Here is a 16,149-nt window from a genome sequence, read left to right as displayed (position 1 = left end):
AAAACCGCTGGGCCGCCCGGCCCGCGCCCGGCAGGATGCGGATCATGCCCGACCTCACCACTCCCGTCCTGCCCGCCCGCGCCTTCTCCCGCGCGCCGCAGCCCACCGTGCCCACCGGCGGCGGCCTCCTGCTGCGCCCCTTCCGGACCGGGGACGCGCCCGCCGTGCACGCCGTCTTCCAGGACCCGGTCATGCACCGGTGGCATCTGCGCTCCGCCGGCTGTGAGGAGGAGGTGACCGGCTGGATCGCCCAGTGGCACGCGGCCTGGGCGGCGGACCGGGAGGCCCACTGGGCGGTGGCCGAGGACGGCGGCGCCGGGCGCCTGCTGGGCCGGGTCGCGCTGCGCGAGGTGCGCCTCGCGGACGGCGCGGCCGAGGTGGCGTACTGGACGGCGCCCGAGGCGCGGGGCAGGGGAGTGGCCGCCCGTGCCACCGCCGCTCTCGCCCGCTGGGCGCTGGAGGAGACCGGCTTCCACCGCCTGGAACTGCTGCACGCCGTGGCCAACGAGGCGTCCTGCCGGGTCGCCGCCCGGACCGGCTTCGCGCTGGAGGGCACCAAGCGCCGCTCGGGTCTGCACACGGACGGCTGGCACGACATGCATCTGCACGCCCGGGTGCGGGGCGACTGAGCGGGCCGGGCGCGGACCGCGCCCGCGTGCGACGACGCGAGGGGCGGCCCCCCGCGTGCGTGGGTGCCGCCCCTCGGGATGCGTCCTCGGCTCAGGCGGCGCTCGGCGCACCCTCCTGCTCGGCCTCGACACGGGCGTTCCACTCGGACTTGGAGGCCTGCCAGCCGTCCTCGTTGTGGCCCAGGCGCCAGTAGCCGGAGATCGACAGGTCCTCGCGGGGGACGCCGTGCTCGACGCGCAGCAGCCGCCGCAGCTCCTTCACGAAGCCCGCCTCGCCATGTACGAAGGCCTGCACGCGGCCGACGGGGAAGTCCAGCGCCCGTACGGCCTCGACCAGGGCCTCGCCGACGGGCCGCTCGCCGCGGTGCAGCCAGACGACCTCCACGTCGGAGTCGATCTTCTGCTCCTCCTCGGGCCCGGAGACCTCCACGAAGGCGTGCGCGGTGACGCCCGGGGGCATGGCCTCCAAAGAGCGGGCGATGGCGGGCAGGGCGCTCTCGTCACCGGCCAGCAGATGCCAGTCGGCGGTGGGGTCCGGGGCGTAGGCGCCGCCGGGGCCCATGAAGCGCACCACGTCGCCCGGCCGCACGCGCAGCGACCAGGGGCCGGCCAGGCCCTCGTCGCCGTGCACCACGAAGTCGATGCTCAGCTCGCGGTGCTCGGCGTCCCAGGCGCGCACGGTGTAGGTCCGGGTCACCGGCCACTGCTCGGGCGGGAACTCCTCGCGGACGCGCTGCAGGTCGAAGGGCTCGGGATAGGTGACGCCGGGGGCCGGGAACAGCAGCTTCACATAGTGGTCCGTGCAGGTGTCGGCCGCGAAGCCGGCCAGCTCCTCGCCGCCGAGCACCACGCGCTGCATGTGCGGAGTGAGCCGTTCGGTGCGGATCACCCGCGCGGTGTGGACCCTTCGCGGTTTGCGCGCCGGACGTTCTGCCATGACGGCCTCCCAGTTCACGTGCTTAGGCTTACCTAAGTTAGCACCTTCCGCCGGGCGGCACCTCTTCCGCGGGGGACTTCCCCGTGCGCGTCGTCGCTCCGCGTCACGCCTCCAGGGTGCTGACCAGGCGTTGGAGGGAGCCGCCCAGTCCCCAGCGGCCGGACAGCTCCGCCAGCGCCGCCGCATCGCGCGGGGTGCGCGGCAGGGCCGTGTCGACGTCCGGCAGCGGGACGTCCCGGGCCACGCGCACGACCTTCGGGGCCACCGCGAGATACGGGCGCGCCTCCTCCAGCCGTCTGCGCTGCGCCGGGGTGAGCTTCGCCCGCGGGTCGTCGACCGCGGCCATGATCCCGGCCAGGTCGCCGAAGGCGTCGAGCAGCCGGGCCGCCGTCTTCTCCCCGATGCCGGGCACGCCCGGCAGACCGTCGCTCGGATCGCCGCGCAGCAGTGCCAGGTCCGCGTACCCGCCGCCGTCGACTCCATACTTCTCGCGCAGCACCGCCTCGTCGGTGAGCTGGAGCGTGCCGACACCCTTGAGCGGGTAGAGCACGCGCACCCCGCGCGCGTCGTCCACCAGCTGGTACAGATCGCGGTCGCCGGTGACGATGTCGACCGGGCCGGCGGCGCGGGCGGTGAAGGTGCCGATGACGTCGTCGGCCTCGTACCCGGCGACGCCCACGCGGGCGATGCCGAGGGCGTCGAGCACCGCCTCGATGACCGGGACCTGCGGCGAGAGGGTGTCGGGCACCTCCTCCTCGTCCGGGCCGCCCGGGTGCTCCGCGGCCACGCGGTGCGCCTTGTAGGACGGGATCAGCTCCACCCGCCAGTGCGGCCGCCAGTCGGCGTCCATGCAGGCCACCAGGTGGGCGGGCCGGTGGTCGCGGACCAGGCGGTCGATGAAGTCGAGCAGTCCGCGCACCGCGTTCACCGGGGTGCCGTCGGGGGCCCTGACGGACTCCGGGACGCCGAAGTAGGCGCGGAAGTACAGGGAGGCGCTGTCGAGGAGCATCAGTGGTCCGGTCACGCCTCGCATCATGCCGTACCCCACTGACAGTCACCCGGCGCCGTGTGAGCCACGCCACTTTTGTGTTTGCCCCCGGGGGACCTGGGCAGGCGCGGGCCCGAGCGAAGGTAGTTGCGTTATTCAACTGTTACTGATCCTTCGCAACTGTCCCTGTCCCCTATGACGAGAGGTGCGCGTGGCATCCAGGCTTGAGGCCCAACACCTGTACAAGGTGTTCGGCAGACGACCCGACGAGGCAGTGGAGAAACTCCGGCAGGGTGCCGGCCGCGACGAACTGCGGGCCGGCGGCACCACCGCCGCCGTCATCGACGCCTCCTTCACCGTGGACCCCGGACAGATCTTCGTCGTGATGGGGCTGTCCGGCTCCGGCAAGTCCACACTCCTTCGGATGCTGAACGGCCTCCTGGAGCCGACCGCCGGGCAGGTGCGCTTCGACGGCGAGGACCTGACCGCGCTCACCGACCGCGAACTGCGCGAGGTCCGCTCGAAGAAGATCAGCATGGTCTTCCAGCACTTCGCGCTCTTCCCGCACCGCAGCGTCCGCGACAACGCCGCGTACGGCCTGGAAGTGCAGGGCGTGCCCCGCGCCGAGCGCGCACGCCGCGCCGACGAGGCGCTCGCCCTGTGCGGCCTGGCCGGCTGGGAGGACTCCTGGCCCGACGAGCTGTCCGGCGGCATGCAGCAGCGCGTCGGCCTCGCCCGCGCGCTCGCCACCGACGCCGACCTGCTGCTGATGGACGAGTCCTTCAGCGCCCTGGACCCGCTGATCCGCCGTGACATGCAGGACCAGCTGCTCCAGCTCCAGAAGACCCTGAAGAAGACGATCGTGTTCATCACCCACGACCTCAACGAGGCCATGCGCCTGGGCGACCGGATCGCCGTCATGCGCGACGGCCGGATCGTGCAGAACGGCACCGCCGAGGACATCCTGCTGCGCCCGGAGGGCGACTACGTCGCCTCCTTCATCCAGGACGTCGACCGCTCCCGCGTCCTGACCGCGGAGTCGGTCATGGACCGCGAGGTGCGGGGCGACGAGGCCGACTGCGGCTGCCAGACCGCGACGCCGCACACCCCGTTCACCGAGCTGTGCGCGCTCAGCGCCCGGCTGCCCCACCCGGTCGCCGTGCTCGACGAGCACCGCGAGCTGGTGGGCGTCGTACCGCGCGGGCGGCTCATCGGCTTCCTCGCCGACGAGCCCGACGCCGCCGACGCCACGCCCGTGACCTGCGACGCGCCGCGCGGCAAGGGCGGCAAGGACGGCAAGAAGGAGGTGGCCCGTGCCTAGGATCCCGCTCGGCGACTGGGTCAACTCCGCGGTCGACTGGCTGCTGGGCCACATGTCCTGGCTCTTCGACTTCTTCAAGACCGTCTTCACCGGCGCCTACGACGGCATCAACGCCGTCCTCCAGGCGCCCGAGCCGCTGCTGCTGGCCGGCATCTTCGCGGTGCTCGCCTTCTGGCTGCGCGGCACCCTGGCCGGTGTCCTCGCCTTCGTCGGGTTCGCCTTCATCGACTCCCTCGGGCTGTGGGACGACGCGATGGTCACCCTGGCGCTCGTCCTGGTCGCCACGATCATCGCCCTGGTGATCTCCGTACCCGTCGGTGTCTGGGCGGCCCGTTCGGACCGGGTCAGCGCGATCGTGCGGCCCTTCCTGGACTTCATGCAGACGCTGCCGGCGATGGTCTACCTCATCCCGGCCATCCTGTTCTTCGGCACCGGCGGTCCCGCGGGCATCGTCGCCACCCTGATCTTCGCGCTCGCCCCCGGCGTGCGCATGACCGAGCTGGGCATCCGCCAGGTCGACGAGGAACTGGTGGAGGCCGCCGAGGCGTTCGGCAGCACGCCCCGCAGCATCCTGCTGCGCGTCCAGCTGCCGCTGGCGCTGCCCACCGTGATGGCCGGCGTCAACCAGGTGATCATGCTCGGCCTGTCCATGGCCGCGATCGCCGGCATGGTCGGCACCGGCGGCCTCGGCGGCGACGTCAACGAGGCCATCGGCCAGCTCGACGTGGGCCTCGGCTCCGAGGCGGGCGTCGCCATCGTGATCCTCGCGATCTACCTGGACCGCATGACCAACGCCCTGGGCACCCAGGTCTCGCCGCTCGGCCGCCGGGCCGCCGCCCGCGCCCGCGCGCTGGCCGGCCTGAAGATCTGGTCGTACCGGCCCAGCCCGCAGATCGCCGTGATCGGCGTGGTCGTGCTCGCGCTGGCCGCCGGCGGCATGGGCGTCTTCGGGGGCGGCGACAGCGCCACCGCCGCCGACGACGGCCAGAACGTCGGCAAGGGCAAGAAGGTCACCATCGGCTACATCCCCTGGGACGAGGGCGTGGCCTCCACCTTCCTGTGGAAGGAGGTCCTGGAGCGGCGCGGCTACAAGGTCGACGCCCGCCAGTTCGACGCCGGACCGCTCTACACCTCGCTCGCCCAGGGCAGCGTCGACTTCGAGACGGACTCCTGGCTGCCCACGACCCACGCGCAGTACTGGAAGAAGTACGGCGACCGGCTCGACGACCTCGGCTCCTGGTACGGGCCGACCTCGCTGGAGCTGAGCGTGCCCTCGTACATGAAGGACATCAACTCCCTCGACGACCTCAAGGGCAAGGCGTCCCTGTTCGGCGGGAAGATCACCGGCATCGAGCCCAGCGCCGGCGAGATGGCCCTGCTCAAGAGCAAGGTCCTCAAGGACTACGGCCTGGACAAGGAGTACAAGGTCGTCGACAGCTCCACGCCCGCCATGCTGGCCGAGCTGAAGCGCGCCTACAGCAAGAAGGAACCGGTCCTCGTCACCCTGTGGTCGCCGCACTGGGCGTACAACGACTACGACCTGAAGAAGCTCAAGGACCCCAAGGGCGCCTGGGGCAAGGGCGACGGCGTGCACACACTGTCCCGCAAGGGCTTCGCCGACGACAACCCGGTCGTCGGCGACTGGCTGAAGAACTTCAAGCTGGACGAGAAGCAGCTCACCAGCCTGGAGGCCGAGATCAACAAGGCCGGCAAGGGGCGGCAGCAGGACGCCGTGCGCACCTGGCTGAAGTCCAACCCGGACGTCGTCGACAAGCTGGCCCCGGTGCCCGGCGGCTCCGGGGGCACCCCGGCCGAGGCCGAGCGCCCGCTGAACGTCGCCTGGTTCCCCTGGGACGAGGACGTCGCCGTCACCCACCTGTGGAAGCACGTCCTGGAGCGGCGCGGCTACAAGCTGAACCTCAAGCAGATGGACGTCGGCCCCGTCTACACCGGCCTGGCCGGCGGGGACATCGACCTCAACTTCGACGCCTGGCTGCCCTACGCCCAGAAGAACTACTGGGACAAGAGCAAGGACAAGCTCAAGGACCTCGGCACCTGGTACCAGCCGACGTCCCTGGAGATCGCCGTGCCCTCCTACGTCAAGGACGTGAAGTCCCTGGCGGACCTGAAGGGCAAGTCGGGCGAGTTCGGCGGGAAGATCATCGGCATCGAGCCGGGCACCGGTGAGATGACCCTCCTCAAGAGCAAGGTCCTGCCCGGCTACGGCCTGGACAAGGAGTACAAGGTCGTCGACGGCTCCACGCCCGCGATGCTCGCCGAGCTGAAGCGCGCGTACGCCAAGAAGCAGCCCGTCGCCGTCGTGCTGTGGTCCCCGCACTGGGCCTACAGCCGCTACGGCCTCACCAAGCTCGCCGACGACAAGAAGCTCTTCGGCGAGGGCAACACCATCCGCACCATCTCCAGCGAGAAGTTCCCCGAGCAGTACCCGCAGCTCACCGAGTGGATCAAGAAGTTCCGGATGAGCGAGGACGAGCTGGGCAGCCTGGAGAGCGAGATCAACGCCCGCGGCAAGGCCCAGGAGGACGAGGCCGTCGACGCCTGGATCGCGAAGCACCCGGACGTCGTCCAGCGGATGACCCCGCAGTAGCGGCACCGGCGGCGCGCCCGGCGGCCCGCCGCACCGCACACCGCCCGAGGGGCGGGTCCGGCCACGCACCTGACGGTGTGGCCGGACCCGCCCCTCGGGCCGTCCACCGGGCGGATCCGGCCAATCACGGACCGTCACCCCACCGCCCCGTACGGCACCGGAGCCCGTACGGTGGCTGTGAGCGCGACCGGATCGCGGCGTGAACCAGGGGGTCGCGACGACGGGAGGCGTACGGGGAAGTGACGGGCACGTGAAACGGTTTGCCGAACATGCGTAGGGTGCAGACAACTCAACAGGAGCGGTGCGCCCCGGCACGGAGCCCGGGACGGACCGCGTGGGGGCGGACCGCCGAGCGGGCCCGCGGACAGCACGACGACGAGCGAAGGAGGGAGCCGGAGCGATGGGCGACCACAAAGAACAGCCCCTGCGCGTGGGCGCGGCCGTACGGCGCCGCCGCCGCGCACTGAACCTCACCCTCGCCGTCGTGGCCGGGCGCAGCGGCCTGTCGGTGCCCTTCCTGAGCCAGATCGAGAACGACCGGGCCCGCCCCAGCCGAAGCTCCCTGGAGAAGGTCGCCGACGCGCTGCGCACCACCGCGGTGGAACTGCTGGCCGCGGCCGACCCGGCGTGCAGCGTCGACGTGGTCCGCGCCGAGCTGCCCGAGACGGGCGAGCCGGAACCGGCGCCCCGGGTGCGCGCCCTGGTCCGCGGCCACCACCAGCTGCACGCCTCGGAGTTCACCGGGGACCACGACGCCGGCCGCGAGTTCCAGCACCGCAACGACGAGCTGATGTACGTCGCCGACGGCGCGGTCGAGGTCGAGGCCGAGGGCCGCGCCTACCGGCTGGTGCGCGGCGACACCATGTATCTGACCGGCGGGGTGCGCCACCGCTGGCGGGCCACCGTCGCGGACACCCGCGTGATCGTGGTCGCGGTGGCCGAGCACATCGAGGCGGTGCAGGACCGGACGCGCTGATGGTCCGCGTCGTCTCCCTGGTCCCCTCGCTCACCGAGGCGGTCGCCGCGACCGTCCCCGGCGCGCTGGCCGGCGCCACCGACTGGTGCAGTCACCCGGCCGGCCTGGACGTCGTCCGTGTCGGCGGCACCAAGAACCCCGACACCGGCCGCATCGCCGCCCTCGCCCCCGATCTGGTGATCGCCAACGAGGAGGAGAACCGCGCGCCCGACCTCGACGCGCTGCGTGCCGCCGGGACCGAGGTGCTGGTGACCGAGGTGCGGGACGTACCGGGCGCGTTCCGCGAGCTGGCGCGGGTGCTGACGGCCTGCGGGGCGGCGGCCCGGCCGCGCTGGCTGGACGAGGCGGAGGCCGCCTGGGCGGCGCCGCCCGCCCCCGAGGTCCGTACGACCGCCGTCGTGCCGGTGTGGCGCAGGCCCTGGATGGTGCTCGGCCGGGACACCTTCGCCGGGGACGTGCTGGCCCGCCTGGGCGTCGACCACCTCTACGCCCGCCACGCCGAGCGCTACCCGCGCGTCCCGGTCGAGGAACTGCGGGCGGCGGCCCCGGACGTGGTCGTGCTGCCGGACGAGCCGTACCGGTTCACCGCCGCCGACGGCCCCGAGGTCTTCGCGGGCCTGCCCTGCGCGCTGGTCAGCGGACGGCATCTGACGTGGTACGGGCCGTCGCTGGCCGAGGCGCCGCGGCTGCTGGGCGAGGCGCTGCGAGCAGCGCTCCGCTGAGCAGTCCGCGCGCGGTGTGCACGGCCGCGGCGGCCCACGCGGTGAGCAGCACCGCGTACAGGACCAGGGCGAGCGTGTCGTACGCGACGAGGTGGGTGTGCCGGGCCAGGGCCGAGGCGCCGGTCACGCAGGTGCCCACCGGGAAGGTGAAGGACCACCACGTCATGGCGAAGCCCATGCCCTGCCGGGCGGCGCGCACCACCTGGGCGGCGGCGAAGGCGAACCAGAGCACGGCGAAGCCCATGACCGGCACCCCGTACAGCAGCCCGAAGACCGCGAAACCCGTGTCGAAGGGGGCCGGTACGACGCCCGGCGCGGTGTCCGCGAAGGCACCGGCGGCCGTCGTCGACTGCCCCAGCGGGCCCAGCACCAGGAACAGCGTCGGCGTCAGCGCGAGCGGCAGCGGCCCCACCAGCAGCAGCCGGCCCAGCACCAGCGGCAGCAGGGCGAGCGTCGCCAGCAGGCTCAGCCCGAACATCGCCACACAGCCCAGCAGCAGGGTCTCCCGCAGCTGACCGGCCGGCAGGTGCAGCACCAGGGCGGGCCCCAGCGCGGCGGACACCATCGGCGCGACCACCGGCAGCAGCCACACCGGTGTCGTCTCGCGCGGCTCGATCCGGTGGTGCACGGCCATCAGGTACGGCACCGCGACCGCCGCCACCAGCCCGACCGCCGTACCGGCCGTGAACAGCGCGGTGTCCAGGACGAGCGCGGCGGACGCGCCGATCCAGTCCCGGCCCACCGAGAGCGCGCCGCCGCCCACGGCGAGCAGCGCCATCGAGAGACAGCCGTAGAACGGGGCCGCCGCCGGGTCCAGGAGGTGCGCGCGGGCCTGGTCGCGATGGTGGATCCAGTGCAGCGCGCGGGCCGTGAGCAACACGGCGAGCTGGACCAGAGAGAGCGCCCAGACGGCCGCGCACACCGTGCGCAGCCCCGGGACGTGCACCGGCAGCGCCGCACCCGCCCCGGCGACGGCGGCGGTGCCCATGACCGAGCCGTACCAGTTGGGCCCCAGCAGGCGCAGGGCCGGGAGGCGGCGGGGGGCCGCCGGGCCGGGCGTACGGGCCGGAGGGGACGGGTGGGAGTGCTGTGCCGGGGAATGGGCTGCGGTGACCATGACTTGAGGCTTTCGCAGGGCCGCTGCCCCCACCAGGGGGTTTGTCTCTATCGGGGCATAAGCTGGCTTTATGGGAAGGAGGCCGGAGGTGGACGCAGGCAACGGCGAGGGGCGGCCGCCCGGGGCGGCGCCGCTGGCCCACCGGGTGCCGGACCTGGGCGCGCTGGAACTGCTCCTGGCGGTGGCGCGGCTGGGCAGCCTGGGCGCCGCCGCCCGCGAGCTGGGCATCACCCAGCCGGCGGCGAGCAGCCGGATCCGCTCCATGGAACGGCAGCTCGGGCTGGCCCTGGTGGACCGCTCGCCGCGCGGTTCCCGGCTGACCGACGCGGGCGCGCTGGTCACGGACTGGGCCCGGCGGGTCGTGGAGGCGGCGGAGGCGTTCGACGTGGGCGCGCAGGCGCTGCGCGACCGCCGGGACTCGCGGCTGCGGGTGGCGGCGAGCATGACCATCGCCGAGTACCTGCTGCCCGGCTGGCTGATCGCGCTGCGCGCGCGGCGCCCGGACACGGCGGTGTCGCTGCTGGCCGGGAACTCCGCGGTGGTCGCCGAACGGCTGCTGGCGGGCGAGGCGGACCTCGGTTTCGTGGAGGGGGTGTCGGTGCCGCCCGGACTGGACTCCGTGGTGATCGCCCATGACCGGCTGACCGTGGTGACCGCGCCGGGCCATCCGTGGGCCCGGCGGCGGCGCCCGCTGGAGGCGGCGGAACTGGCCGCGACCCCGCTGATCCTGCGCGAGACGGGCTCCGGGACCCGGCAGGTGCTGGACGCGGCGCTGGGCGGGCTGGCCCGGCCGCTGATCGAACTCTCCTCCACCACGGCGGTGAAGGCGGCGGCCGTCAGCGGCGCGGGCCCGGCCGTTCTCAGCGAACTGGCCGTCGGCGACGAACTGACCCTGCGCCGCCTGGTGACCGTCCCGGTCCGGGACGTCGCCCTCCGCCGCGACCTGCGCGCGGTCTGGCCCACCGGCCACCGCCCGACGGGCCCCGCCCGGGACCTGCTGTCCCTGACCCGGACCTGATCCTGACCTGACCGGACCTGATCCTGACCTGACCCGGGCCTGATCCGGGTCCGGCCGGGGAGGGCTGGGCGGGCGGGACGCGGTCCCGTGCGAAGGGGCCGCGCCGCCGCCGTGCCTCCGGCCAGGGACCCGTGCCGGACGCGGGCACGGGGCCGGTGCCCGAGCCGGTCCGCGTCCGAGCCGTGCGTATGGTCCACAGCCGCTCCGTGTGAGAGGGCCGCGCCTTCGTCGAGGGGGCCGGTCCGAGGCGCGCGCATGGTCATGCCCGATCCGCGGACGCGTCGCGCGGGGGTCGCAGCCGGTCCGGGCGGGAGGGGCCTGCCGGGTGTCTGCGGGGGCGCTGGCCCGTTCGGGCGGGCCGTACGCGGTCCCCGTGCGGGGTGGCCGTCGGGGCGTCGCCGAAGGGCCGGCAAGTCGCCACCGGGAGCGTCCCCGCTCAGCCGCCGCCCGTCCCGGCCGCCGCCGCCGCGACCAGGGCGCCCATCACGCGGGTGTCCTCGGCCATCTCCGGGTGCCACTGCACCCCCAGGGCCCAGGGGGCGCCGGGCGGTGGTTCGAGCGCCTCGACCGTGCCGTCCCCGGCGTGCGCGGAGGCGACGAGGCCGGCGGCCAGGCGGTCGACGGCCTGGTGGTGATAGGCCGGGACGGACGTGGGTTCCGGGACGGCCGCCGCGTACCGGGTGCCGGGCACCGGGACGACCGGGTGGGCGCCGAAGACGCCGACGGCCCCGGCGTGCCCGTCCAGGTGCTGCACCAGGGTGCCGCCCAGCGCCACGTTCAGCAGCTGCATGCCCCGGCAGATGCCGAGCAGCGGCACCCCGGCCGCCAGCGCGGCCCCGATCAGCGCGAGTTCCCAGGCGTCGCGGGCCCGCGCGGGCGGACCGGTGCGGGGATCGGGCGCGGCTCCGTACCGTACGGGCTCCACGTCCGGGCCGCCCGCGATCACCAGCCCGTCCAGCCGCTCCACGGCCGCCGCCGCCCGCTCGGGCGCGTCCGGCGGCAGCATCGCGGCGAGGCCGCCCGCGCGCTGCACCAGCCGCGGGTAGCCGGCCGGCAGCAGCGCGGCCTCCAGCTCCCACACGCCCCAGCGCGCGCCCGGCTCCAGATACGTACTGACGCCGATCAGCGGTCGTCGCGCGCTCGTCGCGGTCATCGGACCCTCCCCGCTCGCAATGGTGTGCGTCCATACCTAACGCACCCGGGCACCCTGACGCACCCACGCGCGCGTGCCCGTGCCCCGGCGCCCCGGTCACCCGCGCGCGCGTGCCCTCGCCCTCGCCCTCGCCCTCCCGGAGCCCGCCGCGCGGCGCCCGCCCGCCGGTCCGCCCGCGGGTCCGCCCGGCTCGCCCGGGTCACGCCAGGAAGCCCCGTAGCAGTGCCGCCGTCCCCGCGCAGTGCTCGCGCGCCCGCTCCCGTGCGCCGTCCGCGTCCCCGGCCAGCACCGCCGCCACCAGCGCGGCGTGCTGGCGCTGCGAGTGCTCCAGGTTGCGCACCAGCAGCGGGATGCAGTCCAGCAGGTCGTTCACCGTGGCCCGGACCGCCGCGTACTGCGCGGCCAGCGTCGGGGAGCCGCACAGCTCGGCCAGCGTCAGGTGCAGCAGCGTGTCCCGGCGCCGGTACTCCGCGGGCGGCACGTCCCGGGTGTGCTCCAGCGCCGCCCGCAGCCGCCGCTCCTGGTCGCCCGTCAGCCCGTGCGCCGCGCACAGCCCGGCCGCCCCGGCCTCCAGCACCTCGCGGAAGCGCAGGACGTCCTCCAGGTCGACCGCGGCCACCCGCCGCCGCAGCTCGTCCCCGCCGTCCGTGCCCGTGTCCGCGCGCGGGCGCACGAACGTACCGCCGTAGCGCCCCCGCCGTGCTTCCACGAGCCCCTGCTCATGGAGCACCTTCAGCACCTCGCGCAGCGTCACCCGGCTGATCCCCAGCCGGGCGGCCAGCTCGCGCTCGGCCGGCAGCCGCTCACCCGCCGGCACCAGCCCCAGCCGCACCACCAGCAGAATCTGCTCCAGCGCCTCCTCGAAGCCGTTGCCCGCGCGCACCGGCCGCAGCAGCGCCGCGAGCCGGTCCCCGCCCGCCCCGGTCGAACCCGTGTCCCCAGCCATCCGGCCGCGCCCCCTTCCCAGCCAATGGTCCAGGGTCATACCTTATGGCGCACGGCGTCGGCCGAACGGCCGGCGAAGCCCGAGGAGGCCCGCCCGTGGCAGACCGCACACCCCCGCTCACCGTCGAGGAACTGCGGACGCTCGTCGCGGGCGGCGACATCGACACCGTCGTCCTGGCCTTCCCCGACATGCAGGGACGGCTCCAGGGCAAGCGCTTCGCCGCCCGTTTCTTCCTCGACGAGGTCCTGCGGCACGGCACCGAGGGCTGCACCTACCTCCTCGCCGTCGACGCCGAGATGAACACCGTCGACGGCTACGCCCTGTCCTCCTGGGACCGCGGCTACGGCGACTTCGCGATGCACCCCGACCTCGCCACCCTGCGCCGCCTCCCCTGGAACCCGGGCACCGCCCTGGCCGTGGCCGACCTCGCCTGGCACGACGGATCCCCGGTGAGCGTCGCCCCCCGGCAGATCCTGCGCCGCCAGCTCGACCGGCTCGCCGAGCACGGCTGGCGGGCCCAGGCCGGCACCGAGCTGGAGTTCATCGTCTTCCAGGACACCTACGAACAGGCGTGGGACGGCGGCTACCGCGGCCTCACCCCGGCCAACCGGTACAACGTCGACTACTCGATCCTCGGCACCGGCCGCGTCGAACCGCTGCTGCGCCGCCTGCGCAACGACATGGCGGGCGCCGGTCTCACCGTCGAGTCCGCCAAGGGCGAGTGCAACCTGGGCCAGCACGAGATCACCTTCCGCTACGACGAGGCCCTGGTCACCTGCGACCAGCACGCCGTCTACAAGACCGGCGCCAAGGAGATCGCCGCCCAGGAGGGCGTCTCGCTCACCTTCATGGCCAAGTACGACGAACGTGAGGGCAACTCCTGCCACATCCACCTCTCCCTCACCGACACCGACGGCACCGGCGTCATGGCCGGCCCGGAACCGGGGGAGATGTCCGAGGTCATGCGGCACTTCCTCGCCGGACAGCTCGCCGCGCTGCGCGACTTCTCCCTGCTCTATGCCCCCGGCATCAACTCCTACAAGCGGTTCCAGCCCGGCTCCTTCGCCCCCACCGCCGTCGCCTGGGGCCACGACAACCGCACCTGCGCGCTGCGCGTCGTCGGCCACGGCCCCTCGCTGCGCTTCGAGAACCGGCTGCCCGGCGGCGACGTCAACCCGCACCTGGCCGTCGCCGGACTCGTCGCCGCGGGCCTGTACGGCGTCGAACAGCGGCTGCCGCTGCCCGAGCCGTGTCCCGGCAACGCCTACACCGCGGACTACGCACACGTCCCCACGACCCTGCGCGAGGCCGCCGAGCTGTGGGAGAACAGCCCGATCGCGAAGGCCGCCTTCGGCGACGAGGTCGTCGCGCACTACCGCAACATGGCGCGCGTCGAACTCGACGCCTTCGACGCCGCGGTCACCGACTGGGAGCTGCGCCGCTCCTTCGAACGCATGTGAGAGGCCCCGCCTTGCCGAACGAGTTCCAGCCCGAGCACGCACCCGAACTCCTGGTCCTCGACCCGGCCACCGAGGAGACGGTCGCCGTCGTCCCCGCCGCCGACGCCACCGACGTGGACCGCGCCGTCGTCCGCGCGAGCGCCGCCCAGCGCTCCTGGGCGGGCGCCGCCCCCGCCGACCGGGCCCGGCTGCTGCGCCGCTTCGCCGACGTCGTCGACGCCCACGCCGAGGAACTGGCCCAGCTGGAGGTCCGCGAGGCCGGGCATCTCGTCGGCGACGCCCGCTGGGAGGCCGGCAACGTCCGCGACCTGCTGCTGTACGCGGCCGGCGGCGCCGAACGGCTGCTCGGCCGGCAGATCCCGGTGCCCGGCGGCTGGGACGTCACCTTCCTCGAACCGCTCGGCGTCGTCGGTGTGATCGCCCCCTGGAACTTCCCCATGCCGATCGCCGCCTGGGGCTCCTTCCCGGCCCTGGCCGCGGGCAACGCGGTCCTGCTCAAACCCGCCGAGACCACCCCGCTCACCGCCCTGCGCCTGGCGGAACTCGCCCTGGAGGCGGGCCTGCCCGAGCACCTGTTCCAGGTACTGCCCGGACACGGCCGCGTCGCTGGCCGCGCGCTGGTCGACCACCCCGGCGTGGCGAAGATCGTCTTCACCGGCTCCACCCGCACCGGCCGCGAGATCATGGAGCGCTGCGCCCGGCACGTCAAGCCCGTCACCCTCGAACTGGGCGGCAAGAGCCCCAGCATCGTCTTCGCCGACGCCGACCTGAGGGCCGCCGCCGACCCGTCCTCCTTCCTGGACAACGCCGGACAGGACTGCTGCGCCCGCACCCGCGTCCTCGTCCAGGAGTCCGCCTACGACGAGGTGCACGCACTGCTCGCCGAGGCCCTGGCCGCCGTCGTGGTGGGCGACCCGGCCGACGAGAAGACCGGGATGGGCCCGCTGATCTCCCGCGCGCAGCGGGACCGCGTACGGGCCTACGCGCCGCCCGGAGCACCGGCGCTGCGCGGCACCGCGCCCGGCGGACCCGGCTTCTGGTTCCCGCCGACCGTGCTCACCGGGGAGCGGCCGGACTCCGCCGCCGCCCGCGAGGAGATCTTCGGCCCGGTCGCCGTCCTGCTGACCTTCACCGACGAGCAGGACGCGATCCGCCTCGCGAACGACACCCCCTACGGTCTGTCCGGCTCCGTGTGGACCCGGGACGTGGGCCGCGCCCTGCGCGTCGCCCAGGGCGTCCGGGCCGGGAACCTGTCCGTCAACTCGCATGCCAGTGTGCGCTACTGGACGCCGTTCGGCGGGGCCAAGCAGTCCGGCCTCGGCCGCGAACTCGGCCCCGACGCCCTGACCGCCTTCACCGAGACCAAGAACGTCTTCCTCAGCACGGAGGGGCCCGCACAGTGAGCGAAAGCGAAGAGGAAGAGACAGCTCCCGCGGCCGTCTGCCGGCGGCTGGTCGGCCGTACCGCCGTCGTCACCGGTGCGGGCAGCGGCATCGGCCTCGCCGCCGCGCGCCGGCTCGCCGCCGAGGGCGCGCACGTCGTCTGCGGCGACATCGACGAGCGGGGCGGCAAGGCGGCGGCCGAGGCCGTCGGCGGACTGTTCGTCCAGGCCGACGTCACCGACCCCGGCCAGGTCGAGGCGCTGTTCCGGGCGGCGTACGAGACCTACGGCAGCGTCGACGTCGCCTTCAACAACGCCGGCATCTCCCCGCCCGACGACGACTCCATCCTGGAGACCGGCCTGGAGGCGTGGCAGCGCGTCCAGGACGTCAACCTCACCTCCGTCTACCTGTGCTGCAAGGCGGCCCTGCCGTACATGCGGCGCCAGGGCCGGGGCTCCATCATCAACACCGCCTCCTTCGTGGCCCGGATGGGCGCGGCCACCTCCCAGATCTCCTACACCGCCTCCAAGGGCGGCGTGCTGGCCATGTCCCGGGAACTGGGCGTGCAGTTCGCCCGCGAAGGCATCCGGGTGAACGCGCTGTGCCCCGGACCGGTCAACACCCCCCTGTTGCGGGAGCTGTTCGCCAAGGACCCGGAGCGCGCGGCGCGCCGCCTCGTGCACATTCCGCTCGGCCGGTTCGCCGAGGCCGAGGAGATCGCCGCCGCCGTCGCCTTCCTCGCCAGCGACGACTCCTCCTTCGTCAACGCCACCGACTTCCTGGTGGACGGCGGCATCTCGGGGGCGTACGTCACCCCGCTCTAGACGCTCTCCGGGGGAAGCGACCCGGGCGTCGGCCCGGCTCAGCACGTCCGCCGAACCGAGGGGGGTCT

The 16,149-nt window shown here is 74.0% G+C and carries 14 protein-coding genes; 9 read left to right on the top strand and 5 right to left on the bottom strand.

Annotated features, from left to right (window positions below; genetic code table 11):
* Window positions 1–44 precede the first annotated feature (44 nt).
* Window positions 45–629: a GNAT family N-acetyltransferase gene (locus tag A8713_RS05745; RefSeq protein ID WP_064537272.1), complete on the top strand. Its 585-nt coding sequence runs from the start codon at window positions 45–47 to the stop codon at window positions 627–629.
* A 91-nt stretch (window positions 630–720) separates the two neighbouring features.
* Here the strand turns inward: A8713_RS05745 and A8713_RS05740 are convergent, their stop codons facing one another.
* Both A8713_RS05740 and A8713_RS05735 read right to left on the bottom strand, forming a co-directional pair.
* Window positions 721–1,566: a siderophore-interacting protein gene (locus tag A8713_RS05740; protein ID WP_064537270.1), complete on the bottom strand. Its 846-nt coding sequence runs from the start codon at window positions 1,564–1,566 to the stop codon at window positions 721–723.
* 103 nt (window positions 1,567–1,669) lie between these two features.
* Window positions 1,670–2,575 carry a 5'-3' exonuclease gene (locus A8713_RS05735; protein ID WP_079158848.1) on the bottom strand — a complete coding sequence of 302 codons (906 nt, stop codon included), beginning with the start codon at window positions 2,573–2,575 and terminating at the stop codon, window positions 1,670–1,672.
* 190 nt (window positions 2,576–2,765) lie between these two features.
* Here A8713_RS05735 and A8713_RS05730 point away from each other — a divergent pair, with 190 nt between their 5' ends.
* The 4 genes from A8713_RS05730 (at window position 2,766) to A8713_RS05715 (ending at window position 8,181) form a co-directional block, all read left to right on the top strand.
* Entirely contained in the window at window positions 2,766–3,875 is a 1,110-nt protein-coding gene (locus A8713_RS05730; RefSeq protein ID WP_064531845.1) for a quaternary amine ABC transporter ATP-binding protein, read from the top strand.
* Window positions 3,868–6,483: an ABC transporter permease/substrate binding protein gene (locus A8713_RS05725; protein ID WP_064531843.1), complete on the top strand. Its 2,616-nt coding sequence runs from the start codon at window positions 3,868–3,870 to the stop codon at window positions 6,481–6,483. The genes A8713_RS05730 and A8713_RS05725 overlap by 8 nt, the downstream gene beginning before the upstream one ends.
* 400 nt (window positions 6,484–6,883) lie before the next feature.
* Window positions 6,884–7,459 carry a helix-turn-helix domain-containing protein gene (locus A8713_RS05720; RefSeq protein WP_064531841.1) on the top strand — a complete coding sequence of 192 codons (576 nt, stop codon included), beginning with the start codon at window positions 6,884–6,886 and terminating at the stop codon, window positions 7,457–7,459.
* Window positions 7,459–8,181: a helical backbone metal receptor gene (locus A8713_RS05715; protein ID WP_064531839.1), complete on the top strand. Its 723-nt coding sequence runs from the start codon at window positions 7,459–7,461 to the stop codon at window positions 8,179–8,181. Before A8713_RS05720 ends, A8713_RS05715 begins: the two co-directional genes overlap by 1 nt.
* Here A8713_RS05715 and A8713_RS05710 read toward each other — a convergent pair.
* Complete coding sequence (locus tag A8713_RS05710) at window positions 8,093–9,298, bottom strand: TDT family transporter (RefSeq protein ID WP_064531837.1); 1,206 nt, start codon at window positions 9,296–9,298, stop codon at window positions 8,093–8,095. The genes A8713_RS05715 and A8713_RS05710 overlap by 89 nt on opposite strands.
* Before the next feature lie 70 nt (window positions 9,299–9,368).
* On the opposite strand from A8713_RS05710, the gene A8713_RS05705 reads away from it, so the two are divergent.
* Window positions 9,369–10,316 (top strand): LysR family transcriptional regulator, encoded by a 948-nt coding sequence (locus tag A8713_RS05705; RefSeq protein ID WP_382846517.1) that lies wholly within the window; start codon window positions 9,369–9,371, stop codon window positions 10,314–10,316.
* Between the two features lie 436 nt (window positions 10,317–10,752).
* Here A8713_RS05705 and A8713_RS05700 read toward each other — a convergent pair whose 3' ends face one another.
* Together A8713_RS05700 and A8713_RS05695 are read right to left on the bottom strand one after the other, a co-directional pair.
* A complete protein-coding gene (locus A8713_RS05700) occupies window positions 10,753–11,469 on the bottom strand; it encodes a gamma-glutamyl-gamma-aminobutyrate hydrolase family protein (RefSeq protein ID WP_064531833.1) in 717 nt (238 codons plus the stop codon).
* 199 nt (window positions 11,470–11,668) lie between these two features.
* Window positions 11,669–12,415, bottom strand: coding sequence for a FadR/GntR family transcriptional regulator (locus A8713_RS05695; RefSeq protein WP_064531832.1), 747 nt, complete (start codon window positions 12,413–12,415; stop codon window positions 11,669–11,671).
* Window positions 12,416–12,510: 95 nt separating this feature from the next.
* Here A8713_RS05695 and A8713_RS05690 point away from each other — a divergent pair, with 95 nt between their 5' ends.
* The 3 genes from A8713_RS05690 to A8713_RS05680 are packed head-to-tail and all read left to right on the top strand — an operon-like array spanning window position 12,511 to window position 16,081.
* Entirely contained in the window at window positions 12,511–13,875 is a 1,365-nt protein-coding gene (locus tag A8713_RS05690; RefSeq protein ID WP_064531829.1) for a glutamine synthetase family protein, read from the top strand.
* A gap of 11 nt (window positions 13,876–13,886) precedes the next feature.
* Window positions 13,887–15,278: an aldehyde dehydrogenase family protein gene (locus A8713_RS05685; RefSeq protein WP_064531828.1), complete on the top strand. Its 1,392-nt coding sequence runs from the start codon at window positions 13,887–13,889 to the stop codon at window positions 15,276–15,278.
* Window positions 15,275–16,081 carry a 3-oxoacyl-ACP reductase gene (locus A8713_RS05680; protein ID WP_064531826.1) on the top strand — a complete coding sequence of 269 codons (807 nt, stop codon included), beginning with the start codon at window positions 15,275–15,277 and terminating at the stop codon, window positions 16,079–16,081. Before A8713_RS05685 ends, A8713_RS05680 begins: the two co-directional genes overlap by 4 nt.
* Window positions 16,082–16,149 lie beyond the last annotated feature (68 nt).

This window comes from Streptomyces sp. SAT1, assembly GCF_001654495.1.
GTDB classification, from domain to species: domain Bacteria; phylum Actinomycetota; class Actinomycetes; order Streptomycetales; family Streptomycetaceae; genus Streptomyces; species Streptomyces andamanensis.
Note: the sequence above shows the minus strand (reverse complement) of the source record. Positions and strands in the feature narration are given on the sequence as shown.